Raw genomic sequence first — 24,533 nt, forward strand, 5'->3', positions numbered from 1 at the left:
AATGGCTAAGGCAAAAGATCTCCTTACCCCGGCCGAAGAGGAAGCCATTGTTGCTGCCATAGGCCAGGCAGAGAAAAATACATCTGGCGAAATACGCGTGCATGTCGAAGATACATCTAAAAAACCTCCGCTCGAAAGGGCACAGGAGGTTTTTCAGCAATTGGGCATGCATGCTACCGAAGCGCGTAATGGGGTGCTGTTTTACGTAGGCGTAAAAGACCATTCCTTTGCCATTGTTGGCGATGAAGGCATTGATAAGGCTGTGGAGAACGATTTTTGGGACTGCACTAAGGATGTTGTCATAGGGCATTTTAAGGAAGGCCGTTTCAGCCAGGGACTGGTGGAGGGTATCCTTCGCGCGGGCGACAGGCTAAAGGCCTACTTCCCGTTTGCCGACAGCGACAGTAACGAGCTCCCTGATAGCATTTCGAAAGGATGAGAAAGGCGGCCTACATAATTATGCTATTGGCGGTACTGCTGCCTGCGGCGGTCTTTGCGCAATTCGACATACCTTCAAAACCGTCATTACAAACAAGTGTTTACGACTATGCCAATGTTTTGGCAGCCAACGAAAAAAGTGCGTTGGAGGAAAAGCTGATCCGCTATTCCGATACTACTTCTACGCAGATCGTGATCGTTACTATTAGATCACTGAAAGGCGAAAGCATTGCCGATCTTAGTACACGTTGGGCGCAGGGCTGGGGTATTGGGCAGGCAGATAAGGACAACGGCGTACTGGTCCTTTTGGCAGAAGCCGAACGTAAGATATGGATAACGCCAGGCTATGGTGTTGATGACCGCCTTACGGCAGGAGAACTAGGGGAGATGACGCGCGACGTCATCATACCCGAATTCAAGGCAGGCAGCTATTACAGCGGGCTCGATAAAGGCAGCGACGCGATCTTCCAGATGCTTACCGGCAAATATAAGGGAGAGGGAAAACGTGCCGACAAAAAAAGTTCAGATGACGGCCCCGGCGGCTTTATCTTTATCGTGATCATCATTGTGATCCTGGCGGCTATTTTCGGTCGACGGGGCGGTGGTGGCCGGGGTGGCCGAGGCTTAACGGGCAGTACCCTGGGCGATATACTGATACTAAGCAGCCTTGGGCGCGGCGGACGAAGCAGCGGTGGCTGGGGCGGTAGCTCCGGTGGTGGCGGTGGCTTTGGCGGCGGTTTCGGCGGCGGCGGCTTTAGTGGCGGTGGTGCGGGCGGAAGCTGGTAATTGCATACTGTCTTTCAAGATGAAGAAACTTTACAGGATAAAGATACTCATTATATTTGTTGCCTTGCTTTCGGTCCCGGTACAGGCAAGGCCTCTTACTGCAATGGTAATGCAGGACACCCTGCCATTTGGGCAGACATTCGTCATACCTGAGAAGCCGTCAACGCAAACCAGCGTTTACGACCATGCCAACATACTTAACGGGAATGAAAGGCAGGTGCTTGAAAACAAGCTTGTGCGCTATGCCGACTCTACTTCGACCCAGATCGTGCTCATCACCATCGCATCGCTACAAGGTGAAAGCATTGGAGAGCTCACGCCCAGATGGGCACATGAATGGGGCATCGGCCAGGCAGACAAGGATAATGGAGTGCTCATACTTTTAGCTAAAGAAGAACGGCAGATATGGATATCCCCCGGATATGGCGTAGACGACCGGCTAACTGCGGGTGTTTTGGGAGAGATGACACGCAACGTTATCATACCCGAATTTAAGACAGGGAATTATTATTCGGGACTTGACAAAGGCGCTGACGCGATATTTTTGATCCTTAAGGGCAAGTACAAAGAGGAAAGGGATTTTGATGAAGGTAACACTTGGGCGTATGCCCTTGCCTGGCTGATAGTAATAGTTGTGGTTTTTGCAGGATTATGGCTTTTTTGGCAAATACTAAAAGTGATCGCAAAAGGAGGAGGAACTACCTACAGCAGTTCCGGAAGGAGCAGCTATTCATCGGGCAGTTCCTATACGCCAAGCCGCAGCTCATCATCTTCGAGGAGCAGTTCCTCAGGCAGTTCCCGCAGCGGGTTCCGGGGTGGCTTCGGCGGAGGGGGCTTTAGCGGCGGAGGTGCCGGAGGAAGCTGGTAGAACCCTTTGTGAAATATGAAACGGAAGTTGGCGGCAAATAACGAAGAGATGATCAGATCGTTTACAATAAACTTTACTTTACTTTGCCTGCTGCTGCTGATGCCTGTGGCAGTAACGGCACAGTTTAAGATCCCTGAAAAACCAAAGCTGCAAACCAGCGTGTATGACTACGCTGATTTTTTTTCGACACGGGAAAAGCAGCAGTTGGAACATAAGCTGGTCAGCTATGCTGACAGTACCTCTACGCAGATCGTTATTATTACCGTCGAAACGATAAATGGCGAAAGCATTGGGGAGCTTACTCCAAAATGGGCACACGAATGGGGTATAGGCCAAGCCGATAAAGACAATGGCATACTGATACTGCTGGCAAAGCAGGAGCGGGACATCTGGATATCACCGGGCTATGGGGTAGACGACAGGCTTACGGCGGGCCTGCTTGGAAAAATGACCCGGGAGGTAATTATTCCCGAATTCAAGCAGGGCAACTTTTACGGAGGCCTTGACAAAGGCACCGACAGTATTTTCGGGCTGCTGAAAGGTAAATATAAGGAAGATAGGATATTTACCGGGAATTCGCCATATGAAAAGCCCAAAAATGAGATCACCATGGGGGCAATTGCCCTGAATTTTATGAAAGGTGCAGGCATAATTATCCTCGCGGCAACTGTATTTATAGGGTTGCTGGTCCTGCTGTTAAAATTATTGTACCGGATGTTTAACCTTAAGCCTGATGACTCCTTTGAGCCGATACGGTTCAGGAATCTCTCACGATCAACATCATCGTTCACCTGGCCCAGCTTTAAAAAGAAGCCGGTCCCCGAGCAGGAGCAAAAGCATTACGGAGGTACGGGTAAAAGCAGCGATACTTCCAGGAGCGGCTTTATTGGAGGCTTTGGCGGTGGCGGCTTTAGCGGCGGCGGTGCGGGCGGAAAATGGTAGGCCAGGTTAATTTGATGATCCGGTAATTTCGTCGGGAAATAAAGTAATAGCTTTAATATATTGTCCCATTAGTACAATTTTAGAGGATCTTTACGTTCTATTTTTGCGATCAAATCACCAATCATGCAACTACGATCATTATTGTTCTTCCTCTCCTTTTTTATAACGGTTTCTTACGGACAACACCGCATCAGCGGTAAGGTAAAGGATAAAGATACCGGCGAGCCTCTAGCATTCGCCTCTGTTATCTTTAACACTGATCCCCGCTTTGGCACTACGACCAACATAGATGGCAAGTTTGTCTATTCCGGCGCCGAGGCCATACACACGATAAAATGCAGCTACGTAGGATATGAGGAACAGGCAGTGCAACTATCAGGCAACAGGCAGGACATTATCATAGAGTTGGCATTTGCCGAAAACATGCTGGATGAGGTAATCGTCAACCAGGGGGAGAACCCTGCCAATGCCATCATGCGAAAGGTGATAGCTAACAAAGAGCTGAATGATCCCGAGAACATCACTTCCTTCAAATACAATTCCTATAATAAAGTTATTTACGATTTTAAGTCAAAGGATAAGAATGACAGCATCAAGCTAAAAGAAAAACTACAAAATGGGCACATCTTCATGATGGAGTCGGTTACAGAAAGGAAATTCATTTCGCACGATAACAGCGAGGAAGTGGTACTGGCCACCAAAGTTTCCGGCTTTAAAGATCCCTCTTTTGCTTCACTCGCCACCGACCTGCAGCCGTTCTCATTTTACAAGGACAATATCCCTTTCATCAATGTCAACTACTTAAATCCGGTAAGCAAAGGCAGCCTGAATAAATACAAATTTATATTGCGGGATACGCTCTATCAGGGCCGCGACACAGTATATGTGATATCCTACAAGCCATTGCCGCGCAAGAATTTTGACGGGCTTACCGGCCTGCTTTATATCAATACGAATAAATACGCGCTGCAAAACGTTTCGGCCACCCCTTTCGAAAAAGGAAAGATCGATATTAAGATCCAGCAGCAGTACAGCCTTATTGACGGGCAATGGTTCCCGCAACAGCTGGAATATGCGCTGATAATGAATGACTACCCCACAAAGAAGATCGGGATGATCGTGCAGGGCAGGAGCTACATTGACAATGTGCAGCTCAATGTGCCGTTGCGTAAAAAAGACTTCAGGCTCGAATCGGTCTGGATCGATGATGATGCCGCGAAAAAAGACAGTATCTACTGGCGATCGGCACGGCGTGAAGCCCTCAATATCGAAGAAGCTACCACCTACAGGGTCATTGACAGCATAGGCGAAAAGAATAATTTCGACGGCCTGCTTACATTGGTCGAAAAGCTGGTACGCGGTAGGATACCGGTAAAATATGTCGATATCGACCTGGGTAAAACACTGGTATACAATAAATACGAAGGCTTCAGGCTTGGGCTTGGAATGCATACCAATGAAAAGTTGTTTGACAGGCTTACGCTTGGCGGGTTTTTTGGCTATGGCCTCAAGGATGAAAAGTGGAAATATGGCGGGGAAATTAACTATGAGCTTTCTAAAAAGCATGAGTTCTCCATTGGGGCAAAGTACCAGGATAATCTGGTCGAGGTGGGCAAGCATGGCTTTAAGCATGCCGATTTCAGTTACTATAACTTCCGCGATGTCATTGCCTACCGAATGGACAGGGTGCAGGAGGAAACTTTTAATGTTGGCTTCAGGACCATGCGCTATTTAAGGTGGAACGTTAGCCTGAACCATCAAAGGGTCAGCCCACTCTATCCCTATGCGTTCGTAAACGACGGTACAGCTTTTACAAGATATGACAACAGTACCATTGGCGTAGGCCTGAGATTTGCCTACAAAGAAAAGATCGTAAACTCTTTTAGGCAGAATATAAGCGCGGGCACGGCCTGGCCGATATTGTATTTTTATTATACAAAGGGCATTAAGGATATGTTTGACGGCGATCTTAATTACAATAAGATAGAAGCGGTCATCGAAGATTCGTTTTACACCAAAAGCTTAGGTAAAACATCATACCGCATAGAAGGCGGCTACATTGATAAGCCGGTGCCGTATGGGCAGCTTTTTACCGGCGAAGGCAGCTACGATGATGATACCAAGATCATTATAAAAAATACTTTCCAGACGGTACTGCCGTATGAATTTTTATCCGACAGGTATGTCAACCTTTTTACTGCCCATAACTTTGAAAGTCTGCTCTTCAAAACCGAATGGCTGCAGCCGGTGTTGTCAATTCATAATAATTTTGGCTATGGCGACCTGCACAACCCCTACAGCCACCTGACCGACTTTAAGGTAAAGAACAAACTCTTTATGGAAACCGGCCTGCAGGTAGATAACCTTGTCAAGATGAATTATATGAACCTGGGTTACCTTGGCCTTGGGGCGGGGGTCTTCTGCAGGTATGGCGGTTATGCCTACGACAATTTCAACGATAACCTGGCGCTCAAGATAACGGCGAGCTTTTCAATAAAGTAATGCCTGATACAATAACCTCACGCCATCCCTCTCCAAAGGAGAGAGTGTAGCTTCACTCTATATTTCGTCATCTAATTCAGTATTTTGAAGGTAATGTAATTCATAATTGTATTGGGTGCAGGCTCCTACTCTTCTTTGGAGAGGTTAGGCGGGGTCTGAAGTAAAGTAGAAGAGATCATGTCGATGAAGTCGATTAAATAAAAAAAGCTGCCCTTTCGGACAGCTTTTGTAGATACTATTTTAGAACCACCAGAACGGGCTTCCCCCTTCTTCTTTCTTCTTGGCAAACTTGTCCAGCTTAAAGGTAAGTGAGAACATCACGTAACGTCTTAATACTGTGTTTTCCTCATCGCGAATGCTGGTTGGGGTAATATTCCGCGTGGTACCAATATTCTGGTTGAGCATGTCGTATACTTTCACTTTGAATAGTAGATGGTCTTGTAAAAAGTTATAACCTAGGCTGCTGTTCCAAAGGAAAAAGTCGGGCTTAAAGCCATTAGCTATCTGTGTGGTATAGGTATAGCCAAAGTCGTTCCCAAATACTACGTGCTTGGGCCAGCGGCTGGTAGTTTGTAAATTGATCCTGTGCACGGCATTGCTTGCCTCCCCTACAGGATAATTGTCAGAGAAATTGGTTTGTCGATAGGTAAAGTTGTATGACGGGCTTATGGTAAGCAGTTCGCCATACTCATAAGTGAAGTTTATTCTTGGAGTTAAGCGTACTGACTTGGAATCAAACAGCACATCATTAAGGAATCCTTTGTCAACATTAAATCCACCGTTAAGTCCTAAGCTGAAACGATAGGTATTTCCTCCTTCCGTCTTGATTGACTTGTTATAATTACCCCCGAACCACGTATAAAATGTGCCGGAAACATTAGTGTATTGGGTAGTACGCTCCCCACTTGTGTTTACTTCGGTAAAGCCTTTTATTTCGTCGTGGTTAAAATTACCTCCGGCCCAAAAGTTATATCCGGAGCGCGTGGCATAATCAAAATCGCGGAAACCCAGATTCACGCTATGGTAGCGTTGCGGGTCGAGGTCGCTGTTACCACGGGTTATGGCAAGCGGGTTGCTTACATCATCTACAGGGAGGATCATGTTGGGCTGCGGGAATGTTACATCATAGTTGTAGTAAAGATACACTGAACTGGATTTCGAAATTTGATAATTCATGTTCATGTTCGCTGCGGGCAGCACATAGTCTTTTACCAGTTTTGTATTAGCGCCCCTGTATAGTGAATAGTTGTCAAACCTTGATATTTGCGGCCCGGCTTCAAAATTGAACCACAATTTACCCTTGCTGATGCTAAAGCCGGCAACTGGCTTTAGCGTGTTGGTCTTTGAGGCCATATAGTTGGTCAGCGAGTCATTGTAAACACTGTAGCGGTTGGTAAGCGGGTCAAGGTCAAAACCATCGCGGTCCTGGAGCATTCTCTTATTCTCATAGATCATGCCTATTTTTACGTTCATCGAATCCGTTACCGGTTCAAGGTATTCAATTCCTACAGTATAATTATCGTTGGCCTGGCGGTTAAGGCGCAACTGGTCCCTGTTCCTGTTTTTTACCGTTTGTTCGCCATTCTCGTATTTGTAGGTATTAATGTCATAAGCATTATATTCCGTCCCATCATCTACTTTATTATCGTTTTGAAGGATTACGTTCATCGACCTGCCTTTCTTCTTAAAAGCTTTGTTAAATACAAAGTAGCTTTCAAAGCCTTTGTTGTCGTTGTTGGTGAAGTTATTGTTCACGCTCTCGTTCATCGGGCGGCCATCGGCTATACGGTAGGATTCCTGGCTCGATGTGTTCCTGTATTTCGAATTGGCTGTAACAAATTTCGGTGCAAAATAGATCGATGTAGTGGAATCGATCTTAATGTCAAACTCGGTGTTGAAGTTGTGTGCGTAGCGGCTTGTATTTGTTTTAGAGCGCGAATCAACGCGATAACTCGGGTCGGTCAGGTCGCCTGTCGTGGCATCTACCGGAAGGAAATTCGTCTCGCTGGAACGGTTTTGATTATCGGTATCGGCGCTACTGTAAAAATAACTCCCATTACCATCAAAGCCTTTTGCCCATTCGTCAGCATAGTTAAGCCCAAGTATGTTGGACTGCGTAATCCCCCTCCCGCCGCCAAACTGCATACCGTTCACGCTAAAGCTGCCATCGTCGCTGCTCCAGAAAGAGCTGTTGCGCCCGCCACCCATGGTATCGAAGATCTCGTCCATGCTAAAGCCGCTGGAGTTGATATTGTTGGATGATGCAAGCAGGCTAATTTTGGTTGGGCCTTTAAAATAATTGGCTAACAGGCTGCTTTCATAACGGTCGTCGCTGCCGTAGCCGCCCATGAGCTTACCGAAGTAACCCTTGTTCTTTTCTTCGTCTATGGTAAGGTTGATGCTGGCGTTATCGGTACTTGCTTTTTGGCCGGAAAGTTCCTCCTGCTTGCTTTTAGATTCAGTTACCTGCACTTTGTTGATGATATCGGCAGGCAGGTTTTGTAATGCCACTTTACCGTCACGGTCAAAAAAGGGCTTGCCGTTCACGAGTATCTGGTTCACTTCCTTGCCGTTCACGGTTATCTTGCCTTCCTCGTCGATGTCAACGCCGGGCAGCTGCTTGAGGAGTGCCTCCACGTTGGCATCGGGGCGTACTTTGAACGACGCCGCGTTAAATTCCAGTGTATCCGATTTTATACGGATAGGAGGGATCTCTGATTCGATGACGACCTCATTCAATTCCGAAGGCTTGTCTTCCAGTTTTACGGTGCCAAAGTCTTTGTCTTCGGTAGCCGAATCAAGCTGCTGCTTATAATCGGACATGCCGATGAATGAGATCTTGAGGAATACCGGCTGCGTGATCTTCCGGGTCTTTATCTCCCAGCTACCGTTTTTTCCGGTAATGGTGTAATCGATCATTGTAGAGTCTTTTACTGAGGTAAGGTAAACCGTTGCCGATTCAAGCGGAATGTCCTGAGCATCGGTGATTTTTCCCTTTAGGGTAATATTTTGGCAGTAGCTTAATGTTGTAAAGGCAAAAAATAATAGGAACGTGAGTAATTTGTGCATGTAATTTTGATAATAGGTTGGTTTAATGGTAAGGTTTCCCCTATAAAACTGCTAAGTAACTATTTTATTATGGAATATACTGAAAACAGCAACTTTTTAACTATGGCCTCATTCTTCTCATGCCAGGGCCGCGTTGCCTTTCCGGAGCTGGGGGAGTGCCGCCGAACTTGTTGAACTTCCAGGTAAGGGAGAACATCACGTACCGCCTTAGCACCGTGTTCTCTTCATTGGTCACAGAGGTAGGGTCAACTGTCCTTTTTACACCGGTATTCTGGTTGAGAAGGTCGTATACCTTTGCCTTGAACATGAGCTTGTCATTCAGAAAGTTGTATCCAATACTGGTATTGAGCAGATAAAAGTCTTTCGGGAACCCGTCCGGTATGTTAGAATTATAAGTATACCCGAGGTCGGCGCCAATAACAGTATGCTTAGGCCAATAGCTGGTAGCTTCGAGGCCTGCGGTATGCATGAAGCTTGAGGCCGAACTTACGCTGTAGTTGCTGTAGTTGTATTCGTTATAGCTGAAGTTGTACGACGGCCTGATATTCAGCAGCTCGCCATAGCGATAGGTCACGTTGAAATTAGGCGTCAGGCCAACAGATCTGGAGTTATAAAGCACAGTATTGAGGTAGCCTTTATCTGTACTGAAGTTGGCATTGATGCCTGCCGCCACGAGCCACTCATGGGCCTCCTGCTTAAAGGTTTTGTTCCAGCTTACGGATAAGGATGATGTCATGGTGCCCGAAATGTTCCGGTAGGTGGTCTCCCGCTTGGCGCTTTCGTCCGTTTCGGTATACCCCACCACTTCATCGTTATACAGTGTTATGTTCCCCGAAATGTTAAGTCCTGAAAGCTTCGCGGTATTATAATTACGATAGCCTGCCATTATATTGTGTGAACTGGTAGGGTCCAGGTTTGGGTTCCCGGTAATAGTGTTCAGTGGGTTGCTGATGTCTACCACAGGCAAAAGTTGTGTAGCCGACGGAAAAGTTGCCGAGTAGCGGTAATTGGCATAGACCGACTTCGATTTATTGAACCGGTAATTGGCCCTTGCCGTTGCCCTTGGCAGTATGTAATTTTTGTTCAGGTCATAATTATCACCTATATACAGGGCGTGGTTGCTGAAGTTTGTAAATTGTGTGCCTATCTCTGCGCTGGCCCTGAGTTTGGACTTGTCTAAAAATAATCCCACCGCCGGCCCAAGTGTACTTGTCCGTGAAGTTGTATAGTTTGAAAGCGAATCGTTAAAAACTGAATAGGTGCCTGATACCGGGTCGAGATCAAAACTGTTCCTGCTGTCAACATCCTTGTTCCAGCGGTAATTGGCTATAAGGTTCAGTTTAAGAGAGTCGGTAAGGGGTTCGATAAATTCGATGTTCACGTTATAAAGGTCGGTTCCCCCGGAATCATCGATCACCTGGTTGCGGTTGTCAATTATGGTTTCAGTAACTCCGCCGGGATATTTGTACCTTGTCGTATTGGACCGGTTAAGGTTCATGCGCCCGTTCTCACTATTGGAGTTGGATGCGTTCAGGCTGAGCCCCCTTCCTTTTTTACCATACCTTTTGAAGTAGTTCAGGTTGCTGCTGAAGGTTTCTGAATCACTTTCAGAGTAGCTGTCGGCTGTATTCTCATTAAGGAGCTTTTCATCAAAAAGCCTTTGCGAATAGCTTTGTGATGATGAGGAGCTCGAGGAATTGGATGTGCGGAAAACGGGCCGGTAATGTATCGTGGCTGTAGAGTCGATCTTATACTGCAGGTCCGAGTTGATGCTGTGCGAATAGGTGTCGCTGTCCGAACGTGATGATGATCCGGTGCGGTAGCTCTTGTCTATGAACGTGCCGGGATTGTCGGTGTCCTCCCCCTCGGGTTGATAATTTATCGCGTCATACCTGCGGCTGTTCCCGGTAGAGGAACTGTTGTAGTTGTAACTGGTAGCCGCCTCAAAATTTTTGAACCACTCATCGCTATAGTTCACGCCGACAGTATTGCTGAGTGTGATCCCCTGTGCGTTGCCACCACTGTTAAACGACCTGATACCCCCGCCACGGCCTACGGCCCCAAAAACTTCGTCCATCGAAAATCCGGAAGAGTTAATGTTGTTGGATGATGCCAGCACACTGAACTTTTTCTTGTCCTTAAAATAGTTGACCAGCCCGCTGGCCTCATACCGTCCGTCACTGCCGTAGCCTGTCGTGACACGCCCAAAGAGCCCTTTGTTCTTATCCTTTTTTATGGTGAGGTTTATACTGGCATTCTCGCCGCTTGCCTGTTGGCCCGCAAGCTCTTCTTTTTTGGTCTTGGTATCACTCACCTGTACTTTGTCGATCATGTCGGCGGGGAGGTTTTGCAAAGCGATCTGGCCGTTCTCGTCGAAAAAGGGCTTGCCGTTCACCAGTATCTGGTTTACTTCCTTGCCGTTCACGGTTATCTTTTTGTCGGGTGTTATAACTACTCCGGGCAATTGTTTCAGCAAGGCTTCCACATTGGCGTCGGGCCTGACCTTGAACGATGACGCATTGAATTCAAGCGTGTCTTTTTTAATGCGGATAGGCGGTATCTCGCTTTCAATGATCACTTCATTAAGTTCAGTAGGCAGGTCCTTAAGCTTTATGGTGCCAAAATCGCGGTCTTTATCTATTGCCGAAAGTGCTTCGGTATAGTTGGCCATTCCCACAAAAGAAATCTTCAGTGTAGCAGGTGCCGCCATGGTGGGCACTTTTAATTCCCAACCACCGCTTTTACCCGAAATGGTATAATCTACCACCGATGAATCTTTCGCACGCATCAGGTATACGGTGGCCGATTCGAGCGGTATGCTGGCACTGTCTGCCACTACGCCGCGAAGCGTTACCGACTGGCCGTAGCCGGCTATCCCAAAAAAGAAAAGCAAAAGTAAAAGTTGGCGCATAGGTTGATAACAGGCTGCTGGTTACATACTAAACCGAATATTCATTGTTTTAGTATGCCATTTAAAGTTCACCGGTAAAAATACCCACTTATAGGTATTGCCTGCAAATCTTATTTGGATGAATTTTACACTATAACCAAAAGATCACCAATTATGAAATTCAGGAATAAATGCCAAAAAACGCTTTGCCTTGCAATGCTGTCGCTGTTCACACTGTCAGTCTTTGCGCAAAAGGAAGCGGACTATACCAACTGGTTCTTTGTACAATCGGATAAAGCCATGCAGGTGCGCTATGCGCTGGTGAAACAGGAGGGCGATGTGGGGCACTACAGCGTGCAGTTCCGCATTAACCAGCAGGATGATATATTTTGCAAAAGTGCCGACTGCGAAGGATATGTCATGGCGTTCTCGTATCCTACGGCGGATAATCAGAACTCCATTTACCACCACTTTATTTTTTATAATACCTTCAGGGGAGTGTATACAATGAAGGACTTGATGCCGGTAAAGAATAAGTGGCCCGATGGCTCAAAGCGCTATCTTTCTAAAGAAGAAGGGATGATGTATGAGCTGGTCGACGGGCAGAAGGGAAGCGCGGCGCAGATCTTCTATAACTGTGTGGACGAAAAGCTGAAAAGCACCAACAAGACACGTTGTGAAGGCAGCGGTGCCTACAGGAACATATTTGTTACTTCAGATGCAATACTTGTCAGGTAGGGAGGGCGGTTTGTTTACTGAAAAACCCGGAGTTAGAGCTCCGGGTTTTGTTTTATGATTACTTCTGCCTGAAGTAAATGTCTATCGGCACACCCTCAAAATTGTATATCTCGCGCATCTTGTTCTCAAGGTAACGCTTGTACGGGTCCTTTACATACTGCGGCAGGTTGCAGAAGAATACGAACTGCGGCGTAGGCGTAGGCAGCTGCATACAGAACTTGATCTTAACATACTTGCCTTTTAGTGCCGGTGGCGGATGATTCTCGATAATAGGCAGCATGGTCTCGTTAAGCTTGGAGGTCGCAATGCGTTGCTTCCTGTTCTCGAATACCTCGACTGCTGTTTCCAGAGCCTTTAGCAAACGCTGCTTTGTTATTGCCGATACGAAAAGGATAGGCACATCGGTAAATGGCTGCAGCTCTTCGCGTATCTTGCGCTCATAGTCGCGGGTGGTCATGGTCTCCTTTTCTACAAGGTCCCATTTGTTAACCAATATTACGACACCCTTGCGGTTCTTTTCGGCAAGCCAGAAGATACTCTGGTCCTGGCCTTCAAAGCCGCGTGTAGCGTCAATAACGAGGATACATATATCGCTGTGTTCTATGGCACGTACGGAACGCATTACCGAATAGAATTCAAGGTCTTCCTTTACCTTCGCCTTACGGCGGATACCCGCAGTATCAACAAGGTTAAATTCAAAACCGAAGCGGTTGTAGGTAGTATCAATGGCATCGCGGGTTGTACCGGCAATGTCGGTAACCACAAAACGATCTTCGCCTATAAGCGCGTTAATGAACGATGACTTACCTGCATTGGGGCGTCCCACTACGGCAAAACGCGGCAGTGTAACGGCATTTTCATCAGGGGCAACAGCCTCCGGCATCAGCTTTACAAGGGCATCCAGCAATTCTCCGGTACCCGAGCCGCTCATTCCCGCAATGGTATAGTATTCGCCAAGGCCAAGGTTGTAAAACTCTACCGCGTCTTTTTCACGCATGGAGTTGTCCACCTTGTTAACGGCAACGAGCACCGGCTTTGTTACTTTACGCAGCAATTTTGCCACTTCATCGTCCATGGGTGTAATGCCTTCTTCGACATCCACCAAAAATATGATAACGTCGGCTTCGTCGATCGCCAGTTCTACCTGGCGGCGTATCTCGGCCTCAAAAACATCGTCAGATCCTTTAATGTAGCCACCGGTATCGATCACCGAAAATTCTTTTCCGTTCCATTCGCTCTTGCCGTAATTACGGTCGCGCGTTACCCCGCTCACCGAGTCGACAATAGCTTCCCTGCGCTGTATCAGCCTGTTAAAAAAAGTGGACTTGCCCACATTCGGCCTACCTACTATGGCTACGATATTATTCATTCCTGATTTTTAATTTTTTGCAAAAGTACGGAAAAGTTTCAGGTTTCAGGTTTAAAGTTCCAAGTTGCCGCCCGGAACCTTAAACTTGAAACCTTAAACAAATAAAACTACTTCTGATTATACCCAAACCTCCTCAACTGGTAGTTGTTGCTTCTCCAGTCTTTATTGACCTTTACGAACATTTCTATGTGTATCTGCTTGCCAAAGAACTTCTCCAGGTCGGCGCGGGCTTCCATGCCTACACGCTTGATGGCTTCGCCTTTGTGGCCAATGATAATACCTTTTTGTGTATCGCGCTCCACCATGATAAGGGCACGGATACGGATGATATCGTCGCTTTCGATAAACTCTTCAGTTTCAATTTCTACGGCATACGGGATCTCTTTGTCGTAATGCAAGAGGATCTTTTCGCGGATGGTCTCATTTACGAAAAAGCGTTCCGGCTTATCGGTAAGTGTATCTTTAGGATAATAAGGTGGCGACAATGGCATTAATTCGATGATGCGGCTGAATACTTCCTTAACGTTGAAGTTCTGCAATGCGGAGATAGGATATATCTCTGCATTCGGTACTTTCTCCGTCCAGAACTGTACCTGCTCCTCCAGCTGCTCCTGCGTCGATTTGTCGATCTTGTTGAGCAATAGCAGTACAGGAATCTTTGCGTGGATGATCTTGTTGAAGAACGCCTCGTCCTTAAGCTCCTTTTCGCCGATCTCTACCATATAGATAAGGATGTCGGCATCCTCAAAGGCCGACTTTACAAAGTCCATCATCGAGCTTTGCAGTTCGTAAGCAGGCTTGATGATACCCGGCGTATCGGATAGCACTACCTGGAAGTCATCGCCGTTGACGATGCCCAGTATACGGTGGCGCGTAGTCTGTGCTTTAGAGGTGATTATAGAGAGGCGCTCGCCCACAAATGCGTTCATGAGGGTTGATTTCCCAACATTGGGGTTGCCTATTATATTAACGAAACCGGCTTTATGTGACATAGAAAAATAATTATCCCGCAAAGGTAGGCATATCAATGGAATAGTAGAAATAAAAGATTTTTATTCAAATTTAGTTGCTAATTCAAATAATGGTGGTATATTTGCACTCGAAACAGCGCGGGATAGAGCAGTAGGCAGCTCGTCGGGCTCATAACCCGAAGGTCACAGGTTCGAGTCCTGTTCCCGCTACTAAGAAAACCGAAAACCCAATCAACACAAGGGTTTTCGGTTTTGCTTTTTAATAGGTCGTGTCAAATTTGTATCAACTTTTGCAGTTCCAAAATTTAAAAATTTTTGGAGCCGTAAAAAAAAATGCAAAATTTTCAGATTTTAACATCACGCGCAAAAGCAAGGGAATTCGTAGATTACATTCCTGCCGAGCTTCGCATCAATCAGGATTGGCTGATTGTATTTTATGCCAAGAATCCGGTTACCGGCAAACTGGAAAGGGAACGCCGCAGGGTACCAAAGCTTAAGAATTTAAAGGAACGCCGAAAGGTGGCCAAGAAAATGGAAGCTGAGATCAACAGGAAGCTGGAGGAAGGATGGCATCCTGCCCTGGAACAGAATGGCCAAAATTCTTTCCGTCCATTCCGCGAGTGCGTGGATAAATTTTTAGACTACACTCAACGAGATGTAAAGAAGCAAGTTAAGAGCGAGGACACATTTAGAACCTATAAGTCGTTTCTCAATATGATAGCGACTTACATGGAGGAGAAAAAAATCACACTAACTTTTGCTCTCGAATTTAACAAGTCATTTATTGTTGACTACCTCGACTGGATCTATTATGATCGCGAAAATTCCCCACGCACCTATAATAATCATCTTAATTTTATTATTACATTTTGTACTTTCCTAATTGAAAAATCATACCTGAAAGAAAACCCAACGAATGAGCTTACTACAAAAGCAACTTCCGGAAAAAAACGAGAGCCAATTCCTAAATGGGTTAAGGAGATTATTCGGGATAAGCTGCCGGAATTCAATTGGTCATTTTTCGTGCTTTGTATGTGTTCATACTATGGGCTGGTACGTAGGACTGAACTCACAAAACTAAAAGTCCGGGATTTTGATTTGGATCGAGGCATCATAACAATACCTTGCGGAGAAGGTAAATATAAAAGCAAAACCGAATTCGCTACAATTCCGGAAAATCTTTTGCCAATGTTGATAGTACAATTAAGAGAAGCCAACATTAATGACTATGCCTTTTCAAAAACTGACCTTGTTCCGGGAGTGCTAAAGTTAGCGCCTAAGAAGATATCAGACCTGTGGGCCATCTTCAGGAAAAAATATGATCTGCCTGCAAATATTCAGTGGTATGACCTAAAACGGACAGGTATTACTGACCTGTTCCTACTCAATATTCCTGCATTGGTTATCCGTGACCAGGCACGCCATAAAGATTTAAAAACGACTGAACTTTATACTCCATACATCAAGCCTGGCAACGAACAAATTAAAAAGTCGGGAGCATCTTTTTAAAAACTTGCGCACCTAAACAAAATAAAAGCTGAAAACTATATAAACATTGTAAACAAAGTAAATAAAAATATTAACACATTGATTTATAGTATTATAGCTTAATATTTATGTTTACATTATTGTTTACAATGTGTTTTGTAAACATATAAACAATGGGGTGTGGGGATAAAAAAACCGCTCAACTGAGCGGTTCTCTTACTTTTTGGCTTTAGCCTTGACCACGCGGCCACCCTTGGCATATTTATAGCCTTTTTTAAGCTGGCCGGTAGTCTTGTTGACACCCTCCTGCTTTACAACTGACCTGCACACTTTTTTAAGTGTGGGTTTCTTCCTTTTGGCCGGAGCCTTCTTCTTGGTTGTTGCCATCCTGTTTTTCTTTTAGAGGTTCTACATTTTGTTTTTTCGTTTTGTCTGCGACCGGCAGATTTACCCAGTATGGTTGTCCATCCTGTGCATCATCCTTGTGCGATATGCTCCAGCCGACTTTTACAGGTTCGCCGGATGCATCAGCAGTATAGATGTTTAGGTTTACATTGTTTTCAAACACCTGGACAACGATTGCCGGTGCGAATTCCATTCCATTCGGCAGGTTGTGGCCTTCAGAGCCATTTGGGTGGAAGTGAACGATCCTTCCGGGAATTGTGCTTTTCATAATTATTGATTTATATTATATTACATTAAATTTAAGTCTTGGTTTGTCTATCGTGGCGGCGGGCTCAACTGGCTTCAGGACAGGTTCTGCCTGCGCTTCCGGGTTGTAGCAAGTTCCATTTGCTATATTGTATTGTATTGTTTCCAGTGGAATAAGTGTATACCGGTTTTTGTCGAAATAGGCATAATTGTCACTGAACCTGGCTTCCTTGATCATTTTTATAATGATATCGCCATCAAAGCCTATTTCAGCACCACCTTTTGTTTTACCATCAGTTGTCTGCTGGAAGATTATCACAAACACTTTAGCGTCAAACTTTTTCCGTAAATCTTCATCCATGCGTATTGAGCCAATCATACGCACCAATTTTTGCCAGCTGTCAATGAATATTATATCGTAATTTTTAACCAGGTCATATAGCTCAGGTGCCGAATCTACTTCAGCCGTTGTATCGAGGCGTTGGATTGTTTCGGGAGATAGATATTTCTCAGCCTTATCTTTAGCCAAGCTACTTTCGGGATGCTCCTCTAAGGATAAAAACAAGCAACTGTTACCTGGCGCCGAAAAAGCTTCGATGAACTTGTATAATGTTGTCGTTTTGCCTGCCCCACGCTCACCGTCCATAGTAATTACCACACTTTCTTTTGGCTTTCGCTCTACGCGTTGCAGGAATTTACCAACTTCACCGGCAACAGTAAAATATTCAGAGGGCTGGCCAGTTCCGCCGATCTTCATAACTTTTGGATGGTGGCTTTTAGGCACTGCTACCGGTGCGGGAACAATGGCTGGTTCAGGTACCGGGCGCGAAAGTTCTATCTCATTTCTTAATGCCTCATAGTTATCATTTAATTCATCCTCATTAACTATACCCCGTAGTCCACGTACACTTCCAGGTTTCCTGCCTAACAATGATAATTGCGCTGGATCTGCTTTAGCTCTCGACCGCGAACGGGCGGCTCTCTCGATCAGATCTTTTTTAAATTCTACCTCGACAACCTTGCCCAACTTATTTTTACCGGCAACTAAAATAACCTCCCTAACGATTGGGGGCAGCTTGGCAAATTTTGCGTCTTTTAATTCGTGGTAAACCTTTTCCAGTTCGGCAAGGGTTTCCTTTGAAGCTGCCATTTTACCGGAAATGTTATCGATCAGCGCATAGCCAACAATTTTATTTATTACCTGTTTCTTATTTGATTTGGTAACGGAAACTTTTTTCTTTGGCTTTATTAAAGGCCCTTTTTTAATTGCCTGACGCTGGTATGCCGGCATACCATCCGCATTTAGGTCAAGTACATGGTTGGTGCCTTTTTGGGCTGCAGCAGCTGCGCGAAAAAAGAAACGGTTGTCCTCTTTCAAGATCTTTGACAACTGGCCGTTCCAGTGCGCCAGATATTTTGCATTGTTCTCTTTGGTAGAAAATAAGATGCCTGCCTCGCTACACAGGTATACTGCGCCAAGCTCTGCTATAAGTTCCTCGAATGCGTAAGCCTTTTTATCATCCATGCTGCCATCACGCCTGCGTGTATCATTGCCACGGTCAAGCCTTTTGGAATGGCCGGTACTGTGTACGATCTCATGAAAGTAAGTGCTATAATAAAATGCCGGTTGTGAAAAGTCCTCGATCACCGGCATATTTATAGTGTCCATGGCCGGAAGATAAAATGCGCCATCGCCACCAAAAGTATATTTTGGTGATGCAGGATAATGATCAATGATAGCTTGTGCCGCTTCTATAGGCTCAACGATCGTGCGCGGCATTTGTTCGGGAAATTTCAGCCCGTCACAATCATCTGCCCGATAGACGTTGTAATATTTCACAACAGGTACCTGATAGGCGAACTTTTTGACATTTTCGGGTGTGATGCCATTTGAACGTATGAAATTCAAGAATTTCTCTTTATCGGAAGTCCGGATCTTTTGACCGTTATTGTCATAAGCAAAAATCGGGGTGTAATAAAATACCCTGCTTGCCCTACTGCCTTTACGTAATGTCGCTTTTGCAGATTGGATCTGCTTAAAAGTTAAGTAATAAGGTTGTTTGAAATTGATCGGCACTAAGTAAGGGTTGCCGTCCTTATCTTCTTTTTGCTCGAAATTGAGCATAATAAAATTGATCCCGGTATATGTCTTTTTTGAAACATAATTTTTGGCAGCATTGCCGCCTGATCCTTTCCATTCTTTTTGCCATGGGAGGTGGCCTACAGTAGCAATAGTATTTAGGATCATATCCGTGACCATATCGTAAATCTCTTGTTGGCCTACACCGTTAAGTCCGGTTTCCTCATTGATCTCATCCATTTGGAAACAACCTGCCATTGAAGCGGGAACACATTCAATTGCAGGTTCTTTAATATCAATATCGAATTTTGCTACTTTTGGGTGGTCGGCAAGCAATGCGGACAACCTGGAAACAATATCATATTGTTCTTCCCGAGCTGCCTGCTGGATCAGTTCCTCGATCCGCACGCGGGACATTACGGCTCCTTTTAAGCCATTGAACTTTTTTACTATATTCATTTACCCCTCAATTATATAATCGTTCCCCAGCACGGTAACTACTGCATGCAGGGACAATTTGTTAATGTCTATTTGGTCTATCGTGAAAATGGCCTCGAGCAGGTTCTGTGTTGATACCTGGAATGGCATCTTTTTTAAGATCGTGTATGACCGTGCCGGGATCTCTATAGCATCAAGGTTTACCTCCGCAATGCCCATGAACCGGCCATCATAGTAAGCCGTGATCCTTTTAAGCCTTGCAATGGATGCGCCCGTAACCGAGAACCCCTCATTTGTCGGATTAGTTATCTTGAAGTCCAACTTGAAATTGATCTGCTGAAGGTTCAGGCTAAAATCGGTAATGCCTGATGGCTTAATGCTCATCCGGTCGAATACCTGCAACAGTGTCTGTACCTTTTGGTAGGCCATTAGCGCAAGGCCGGCCGTCACGATTCCGGCAGTTATAAGTAATGTCTTTGCTTTCATGTCTATAATTTAAACAGTTCCATCAGCTTTGCAGAAACTTTCATTGCCGTGATACCGGAACCTCGCTCGAGCCTTGCCGTATCTCCCGAAATGCTTTTGATAGTCCATCTTAGATTATTGTAAAGGACGGGGTCGCCAATTTTCAGGGCGGCTGTGTTATTTGTGCCTGCTATTGGCGTAGGGGAAGCCGGTGTGGTGGAGTTGTTGTTTCCAGGCGCAGTTACAGATCCTGCCGGAACTATCGGGTTCGTGGCCGTATTGCCTGGTGTGCTTCCTCCTGAAGACGGCGACGTGCCTGTATTCGACTTATCAGACTTCTTATTGGTCATCAGGAAAATACCAACTCCTACAAGTCCTGCAACTATTATAAGCTTTTTCATAATCTACAGTTTTATTACATCAGCAGCATTTACCCACACTTTTGTTTTCAGTGCTGTATTTACTTGCACCTCTACAACATACCGGCTTTTTGTTGGTGTAGATATAGCCACTATCTTACCGATCTCAGTACCATAGCCATATGCCTTATAGGTAGCCCCGGTATCAAAATATGTTTGATTGGCGGCAAGGTTAGCAATGGTGGTTTTGACACCATTTTTATTTGCCATTACCCTGTCACCGACTTTCAGCGGGTTTTGGTTCACACCTGCAACGTTCGCATATTCGTTCAGGGTGATCTGCTTCACACCCTTTTTTGCGTAGAGAGCAGCTTCGGTTTGCGCTCCGAAAACGCCATCAGCAGAAATGCCCAATAGCTTTTGCAGTTCCTTTACCTCGCTACCTTTGCTTCCGTTCTTGAGCAGCAAATTCTTATTAAGCGAAATAGCGACTGGCTGTGTTACCGGAACATTTACAACAGGGGTTGGTTCTGGCGCAACCTGACCGGGATCAAATGTCGGTTGGCTGTCCTTTTTCTTTGTCAACACAAAGGCAGCTACAGCGGCCAGTGCTATACCTCCAACTATCATTGGGGTTTTGTCGTTTGCTTTTGCCATATCAAAAATCTTTTAGTGCTATTTTCTTCACTCCTTTTTTCGCCATCAATGCTGCTTCGGTCTGTGGGCCAAAAATGCCATCAGCTGAAACTTGTACGAACTCCTGCAACTTTACGACTTCCGGCAGGTTCTTCATTCCTTTCTCCAGTACCAGGTTATAGTTGAGCGGGCTTCCGCCAATGAGCTTTGTAGGATCGATGACCTTGCCGGTAGCCTTGTCCCATATCTCAAAGTGTACATGGTTAGTCATTCCCTGGGAATATTTAGCGGCGATGTTCTGTGCAACACCTATCTTTTGGCCGGTTGCTACGTATGCGCCCGCAGGTAGTGAAGCGACCATGTAGAAAATCTTTACGATATACTTGTCATTCTCTATCTGAATGCCTTTATATATCGTATTTCCCGCATAAGGATATGGGAAACGGGTTACCTTTCCCGATATCGGCGAATAGATGTTCTCTCCCGGAGCGGCGATATAATCAATGCCGGAATGTTTTCTGCTTCCGCGTGATGCGCCAAATGAGCCGCACCCGTGCGTATCGCACAGGCGTTGGTCTCCTGAAGCTGTTGGTGCCGAAAATGCTTTTCCTGTTTTCATGGTAAGTAAGTATATGGCTACGATAGCCCCGGCTATATAATAGTAGGATTTAGCCATGAGTAAAATTTTTTAGATGCTTTGAAAACCAAAAATGCAGCGAATGCCCATCCTAAATAAGCAGAGTACCGCCAAAAGTCAGTGACTTTATATTTTGTTTCAGTAATGGTTTTTGTCTTCAGCCTATCCAAATACACAATACTATCGTGCTTTTCTGCTTTCAGATGGTCGATAGTCTCTCCCAACTCTACAATAAGCTTCAGTTGCTTTTGGTTCTTGTCATAGAGCAGTTGATAATTGTTAGTCCCGGACTGCTTGACATGGTTAAGCTGCGACAAATAATTATCCATGGCCTCCTGACAAATGGTGTCGCAATTCTTATCGCCCGTCCTGATCTGCCCAAGCGTTGCAATGAGCTGGTCGAATATTGCCCTGTTCCGGTCAGTGGTTTCGTTTACCTGGCTATTTACCGTTGTGTTATGAGTGGTAGTGTCGGTAATTGCCGTTTCCTTTGTTGGCAATGGCTTTCTGCCGCAACCAACCAAGGCAGTAAGACAAAGCAGGATTATAAACAATGCGAGGCAGCAGCCCCAACCTTTTTGCGCATTATTGTTCATCTTTCGTAATTTTTAAATATTGGTTGACTTTAAATTTTGCCCCGTCAAATAGTGCAATGAGAAATTCCTCCAGCTTTGCGTGAAAAGTAGAACTAACCGACCCTGAAAAGCTGCATATCGCAAAAGTGAACATCCTGTTGAAATGAAAAAACTGGTCGATGAAACCGTACACGATCGATGCGATGAAAAATGACATGAATGCCTCGACAACAAACCTCGCAGCTGTTATCTTTGCGCCATGCTCTTTTTGCTTCATCATTTTATATACTGAACCCATTAAGACGAAGAATGCAAAAAATAATATCTCCAGCAGTTGGTCCGGGATGGCTTTAAAAAAATCGATCAAGTTTTTCATTCTTCTCTGCTTGCTATTTCTGTTAGTTCTACTTTCCTTATAAAATCGTTCAGGATGCCATTCTTCAATATTGTCCATACCTCCGAGATCTGGAACGCATCGAACTCGCTGTCAAAATCCTTAAAGCTGTGGCGGTCCGCAAATACCCGTTCCCCCGTTGGAGTAATGTCGAATGAATAAAATATGGTTTCCTTACGCTTACTTTCCACAGGGCCAATGGCGATATCCTGGAAAACAAAAACCTTTCTTAACCCCGTGCTGGTGTCGTCCCGCTCGATCTCAAAATTTTCTTCAGCGGCAAACCTCACTTCGTAGATGATGCCGTTAGTTGCCGTTATTATCATATATCAAGGTTTTGAAATACTAATTTTTCCTGGTTAAGCAGTGCCATAACCTGCGCATCGAATGAGGCCACTTGTGAACCCGTGTAGCCCGTCCAGTTGTACACTAAGAGCATACCCACCTTGGCCGTAATTCCTGTTGCACCGGCAATGGCAGTGAACGTATAATGATTACCTGTAGGGTACTCTGCCATCGTTGGGAAGAATGCCGGTGACGTTGCAACGGCGTTTCCATGCAATATCTTCACGCCAAGCGTTTGTCCCATGTTCACAAATGATGTCGTGTAGATGGCATTGCTTGGAGAGTAGTTCGGGCTGGCCACGTCCAGGAGGTTCGTTATAAGCTTACTCGGGGAGCTTGCGCTGCCCCTGAGAATATATCCGCTACGTCCGCTTCCTAAATTCGACCCTAATATGCCCTGCAATCCGGTAAAACCCGCACCGCCTGTAAAAATCAGGTTAGCGGCAGATATGGGAGTTGCCAACGACCATACTGGCTTCTGTATGGCATAAATGCCATATTTTTGCCCGTTATGGAGGAAATTGTAATCTTTGCGATTCGACTTTAAATATATCCCCACATCATTGGATGTTACCCATAGTCCTTTTTCGTACGTAGGCTGTTTTGCGACCGTGTATTGATACAAATTGTTGCCTTGGGAGGATTTATCGCCCCACAGGCTTATCTTGCCACCAGCGACCTCTACGCGCTCTCTGCCATCGTTCCACTGCATTAGTCCCGGAATAGAATTGAAATTCTTTTCGGTGTTCAGGGTAAGCCCGCCTAATATCATTCCTTCAATAATATTCATCAGGCTTCCGGCATTAGGGTTATGGTATACTTTATCTCACAGTGTACATTGGTCAGCTTGTCAACAGTATTTACAAAGTTGATGCTGGCTGTCTTGTCCGTGATCGATGCATCAATACGGGAAAGTGTCATTCCATTTGTTATAACAGAGTTTTGGTCATCATATCGCAATGCATTGATGCTAATATTAGATACCACGCCACCATTATTTTTAAATGAAAATTGCGCTTTTCCTGTAACATAGTTCTTATCCACGTTCATAACAGCGATATTGAAGACATCTACTGTCAGAATGGAATTATCCGGAAGTGTTACCGACTTCAACAAGGTTGTTACCAATCCCAGGCACTCTATCGCTTTATACTCGGTTTCATTGAACGAAGAGCCGTTCATCAGGCGGGTAGCTGTGAATATGCGGAATAGCCTTTTTCCGCCCTCGGTACCGGTTGAAAAGAAATTGCCTATGTTGTCAAATAGCTTGAACGATTCGACAGCCCCAATTAAGGCCTTGATACCCATGTTGCCATCGGTCACCTCCATGTAGGCTTCCCAAATGGCCTGTGAGCCTTTGATGGTCAGCTTTTTTAGTGATTCGTTCCATACAAGAAAGTTGCTACGGAAGATCGCGCCTAAACGGTTGAACAGTGCGAAGCCATGTATCTCTGATGTATCAGCAAGATTCTCATACTCCGTATTCGCGCCCTTATTAAGCTTGAGCGCCGGTAGGTTCTCTTTGTCGAACAATACGTATTTATCCACAGTGCCCACCCAATCAATTACAAAATGGGAGTAACGTACCGTGGTCCCGTAGGTATCAGGATCTGGCGAATACAGTGATACGCCGTTCGCGGCACTAACCGCTATCTTTCCTAAACCAAGTTGCTTGATCTCGTAGCGGCCATTTTCGGGCAAGCCTGCCGGAACTTTTACTTTTACCTCTGTATCGGCTGTGAACTGTAGCATCTTATCAATGTCTTCAGCAAGCAGTGTGTAGTCGGTAGCCGCAACGTCTTTAACCACCTTGCGCGCCTGGCTGGTGGAGGAGAATGCGAATACGTCTACTGATGTGCCTATTGAGTTCATTGCTTATATGCTTTGTATAG

Annotated in this window: 22 protein-coding genes and 1 tRNA gene; 8 read left to right on the forward strand and 15 right to left on the reverse strand. The window is 45.4% G+C overall.

The window, feature by feature from the left end; translation table 11 throughout:
• Position 1 precedes the first annotated feature (1 nt).
• The 5 genes from ACT6R0_RS08145 to ACT6R0_RS08165 all read left to right on the forward strand — a co-directional run bounded on the left by ACT6R0_RS08145 (position 2) and on the right by ACT6R0_RS08165 (position 5,536).
• The gene (locus tag ACT6R0_RS08145; RefSeq protein ID WP_444652774.1) at positions 2-439 is read left to right on the forward strand and encodes a TPM domain-containing protein; all 438 of its coding nucleotides are present in this window, start codon (positions 2-4) and stop codon (positions 437-439) included.
• Positions 436-1,224 (forward strand): TPM domain-containing protein, encoded by a 789-nt coding sequence (locus ACT6R0_RS08150; RefSeq protein ID WP_444652773.1) that lies wholly within the window; start codon positions 436-438, stop codon positions 1,222-1,224. The genes ACT6R0_RS08145 and ACT6R0_RS08150 overlap by 4 nt, the downstream gene beginning before the upstream one ends.
• Entirely contained in the window at positions 1,106-2,092 is a 987-nt protein-coding gene (locus ACT6R0_RS08155) for a TPM domain-containing protein (RefSeq protein ID WP_444655788.1), read from the forward strand. The genes ACT6R0_RS08150 and ACT6R0_RS08155 overlap by 119 nt, the downstream gene beginning before the upstream one ends.
• 99 nt (positions 2,093-2,191) lie before the next feature.
• The gene (locus ACT6R0_RS08160; protein WP_444653182.1) at positions 2,192-3,034 is read left to right on the forward strand and encodes a TPM domain-containing protein; all 843 of its coding nucleotides are present in this window, start codon (positions 2,192-2,194) and stop codon (positions 3,032-3,034) included.
• A 123-nt stretch (positions 3,035-3,157) separates the two neighbouring features.
• A complete protein-coding gene (locus ACT6R0_RS08165) occupies positions 3,158-5,536 on the forward strand; it encodes a DUF5686 family protein (protein WP_444652771.1) in 2,379 nt (792 codons plus the stop codon).
• A 240-nt stretch (positions 5,537-5,776) separates the two neighbouring features.
• Here the strand turns inward: ACT6R0_RS08165 and ACT6R0_RS08170 are convergent, their stop codons facing one another.
• Both ACT6R0_RS08170 and ACT6R0_RS08175 read right to left on the reverse strand, forming a co-directional pair.
• Entirely contained in the window at positions 5,777-8,605 is a 2,829-nt protein-coding gene (locus tag ACT6R0_RS08170) for an outer membrane beta-barrel protein (protein WP_444652770.1), read from the reverse strand.
• 100 nt (positions 8,606-8,705) lie between these two features.
• Entirely contained in the window at positions 8,706-11,516 is a 2,811-nt protein-coding gene (locus ACT6R0_RS08175) for an outer membrane beta-barrel protein (RefSeq protein ID WP_444652769.1), read from the reverse strand.
• Between the two features lie 153 nt (positions 11,517-11,669).
• Here ACT6R0_RS08175 and ACT6R0_RS08180 point away from each other — a divergent pair, with 153 nt between their 5' ends.
• Complete coding sequence (locus ACT6R0_RS08180; RefSeq protein ID WP_444652768.1) at positions 11,670-12,233, forward strand: hypothetical protein; 564 nt, start codon at positions 11,670-11,672, stop codon at positions 12,231-12,233.
• A gap of 58 nt (positions 12,234-12,291) precedes the next feature.
• Here the strand turns inward: ACT6R0_RS08180 and der are convergent, their stop codons facing one another.
• A complete protein-coding gene (gene der / locus ACT6R0_RS08185) occupies positions 12,292-13,602 on the reverse strand; it encodes a ribosome biogenesis GTPase Der (protein WP_444652767.1) in 1,311 nt (436 codons plus the stop codon).
• 107 nt (positions 13,603-13,709) lie between these two features.
• Positions 13,710-14,594, reverse strand: coding sequence for a GTPase Era (gene era, locus ACT6R0_RS08190; RefSeq protein ID WP_444652765.1), 885 nt, complete (start codon positions 14,592-14,594; stop codon positions 13,710-13,712).
• A gap of 116 nt (positions 14,595-14,710) precedes the next feature.
• Here era and ACT6R0_RS08195 point away from each other — a divergent pair.
• Positions 14,711-14,783, forward strand: a tRNA-Met gene (locus ACT6R0_RS08195).
• Positions 14,784-14,906: 123 nt separating this feature from the next.
• The gene (locus ACT6R0_RS08200; protein WP_444652764.1) at positions 14,907-16,082 is read left to right on the forward strand and encodes a tyrosine-type recombinase/integrase; all 1,176 of its coding nucleotides are present in this window, start codon (positions 14,907-14,909) and stop codon (positions 16,080-16,082) included.
• 313 nt (positions 16,083-16,395) lie between these two features.
• Here ACT6R0_RS08200 and ACT6R0_RS08205 read toward each other — a convergent pair whose 3' ends face one another.
• Genes ACT6R0_RS08205 through ACT6R0_RS08255 form a run of 11 tightly spaced genes read right to left on the reverse strand, consistent with a single transcriptional unit; the run spans position 16,396 to position 24,513 of the window.
• Positions 16,396-16,734, reverse strand: coding sequence for a hypothetical protein (locus tag ACT6R0_RS08205; RefSeq protein ID WP_444652763.1), 339 nt, complete (start codon positions 16,732-16,734; stop codon positions 16,396-16,398).
• A 15-nt stretch (positions 16,735-16,749) separates the two neighbouring features.
• On the reverse strand, positions 16,750-19,251 hold the full coding sequence (locus ACT6R0_RS08210) for a zincin-like metallopeptidase domain-containing protein (protein ID WP_444652762.1): 2,502 nt from the start codon (positions 19,249-19,251) through the stop codon (positions 16,750-16,752).
• Complete coding sequence (locus ACT6R0_RS08215; RefSeq protein WP_444652760.1) at positions 19,252-19,716, reverse strand: hypothetical protein; 465 nt, start codon at positions 19,714-19,716, stop codon at positions 19,252-19,254. It abuts the gene before it with no gap.
• 2 nt (positions 19,717-19,718) lie between these two features.
• The gene (locus ACT6R0_RS08220; protein WP_444652759.1) at positions 19,719-20,096 is read right to left on the reverse strand and encodes a hypothetical protein; all 378 of its coding nucleotides are present in this window, start codon (positions 20,094-20,096) and stop codon (positions 19,719-19,721) included.
• Positions 20,097-20,099: 3 nt separating this feature from the next.
• The gene (locus ACT6R0_RS08225) at positions 20,100-20,711 is read right to left on the reverse strand and encodes a peptidoglycan-binding domain-containing protein (RefSeq protein WP_444652757.1); all 612 of its coding nucleotides are present in this window, start codon (positions 20,709-20,711) and stop codon (positions 20,100-20,102) included.
• Position 20,712: 1 nt separating this feature from the next.
• A complete protein-coding gene (locus tag ACT6R0_RS08230; RefSeq protein ID WP_444652756.1) occupies positions 20,713-21,366 on the reverse strand; it encodes a peptidoglycan DD-metalloendopeptidase family protein in 654 nt (217 codons plus the stop codon).
• On the reverse strand, positions 21,342-21,923 hold the full coding sequence (locus ACT6R0_RS08235; RefSeq protein ID WP_444652755.1) for a hypothetical protein: 582 nt from the start codon (positions 21,921-21,923) through the stop codon (positions 21,342-21,344). Before ACT6R0_RS08235 ends, ACT6R0_RS08230 begins: the two co-directional genes overlap by 25 nt.
• Entirely contained in the window at positions 21,913-22,278 is a 366-nt protein-coding gene (locus tag ACT6R0_RS08240; protein ID WP_444652753.1) for a hypothetical protein, read from the reverse strand. Before ACT6R0_RS08240 ends, ACT6R0_RS08235 begins: the two co-directional genes overlap by 11 nt.
• Positions 22,275-22,622, reverse strand: a complete 348-nt coding sequence (locus ACT6R0_RS08245) for a hypothetical protein (protein ID WP_444652751.1) — start codon at positions 22,620-22,622, stop codon at positions 22,275-22,277. The genes ACT6R0_RS08240 and ACT6R0_RS08245 overlap by 4 nt, the downstream gene beginning before the upstream one ends.
• The gene (locus ACT6R0_RS08250; protein ID WP_444652750.1) at positions 22,619-23,431 is read right to left on the reverse strand and encodes a hypothetical protein; all 813 of its coding nucleotides are present in this window, start codon (positions 23,429-23,431) and stop codon (positions 22,619-22,621) included. The genes ACT6R0_RS08245 and ACT6R0_RS08250 overlap by 4 nt, the downstream gene beginning before the upstream one ends.
• The gene (locus ACT6R0_RS08255) at positions 23,431-24,513 is read right to left on the reverse strand and encodes a hypothetical protein (RefSeq protein WP_444652748.1); all 1,083 of its coding nucleotides are present in this window, start codon (positions 24,511-24,513) and stop codon (positions 23,431-23,433) included. Before ACT6R0_RS08255 ends, ACT6R0_RS08250 begins: the two co-directional genes overlap by 1 nt.
• Positions 24,514-24,533: the final 20 nt, after the last annotated feature.

Source organism: Flavobacterium sp., from assembly GCF_052437795.1.
GTDB lineage: Bacteria > Bacteroidota > Bacteroidia > Flavobacteriales > Flavobacteriaceae > Flavobacterium.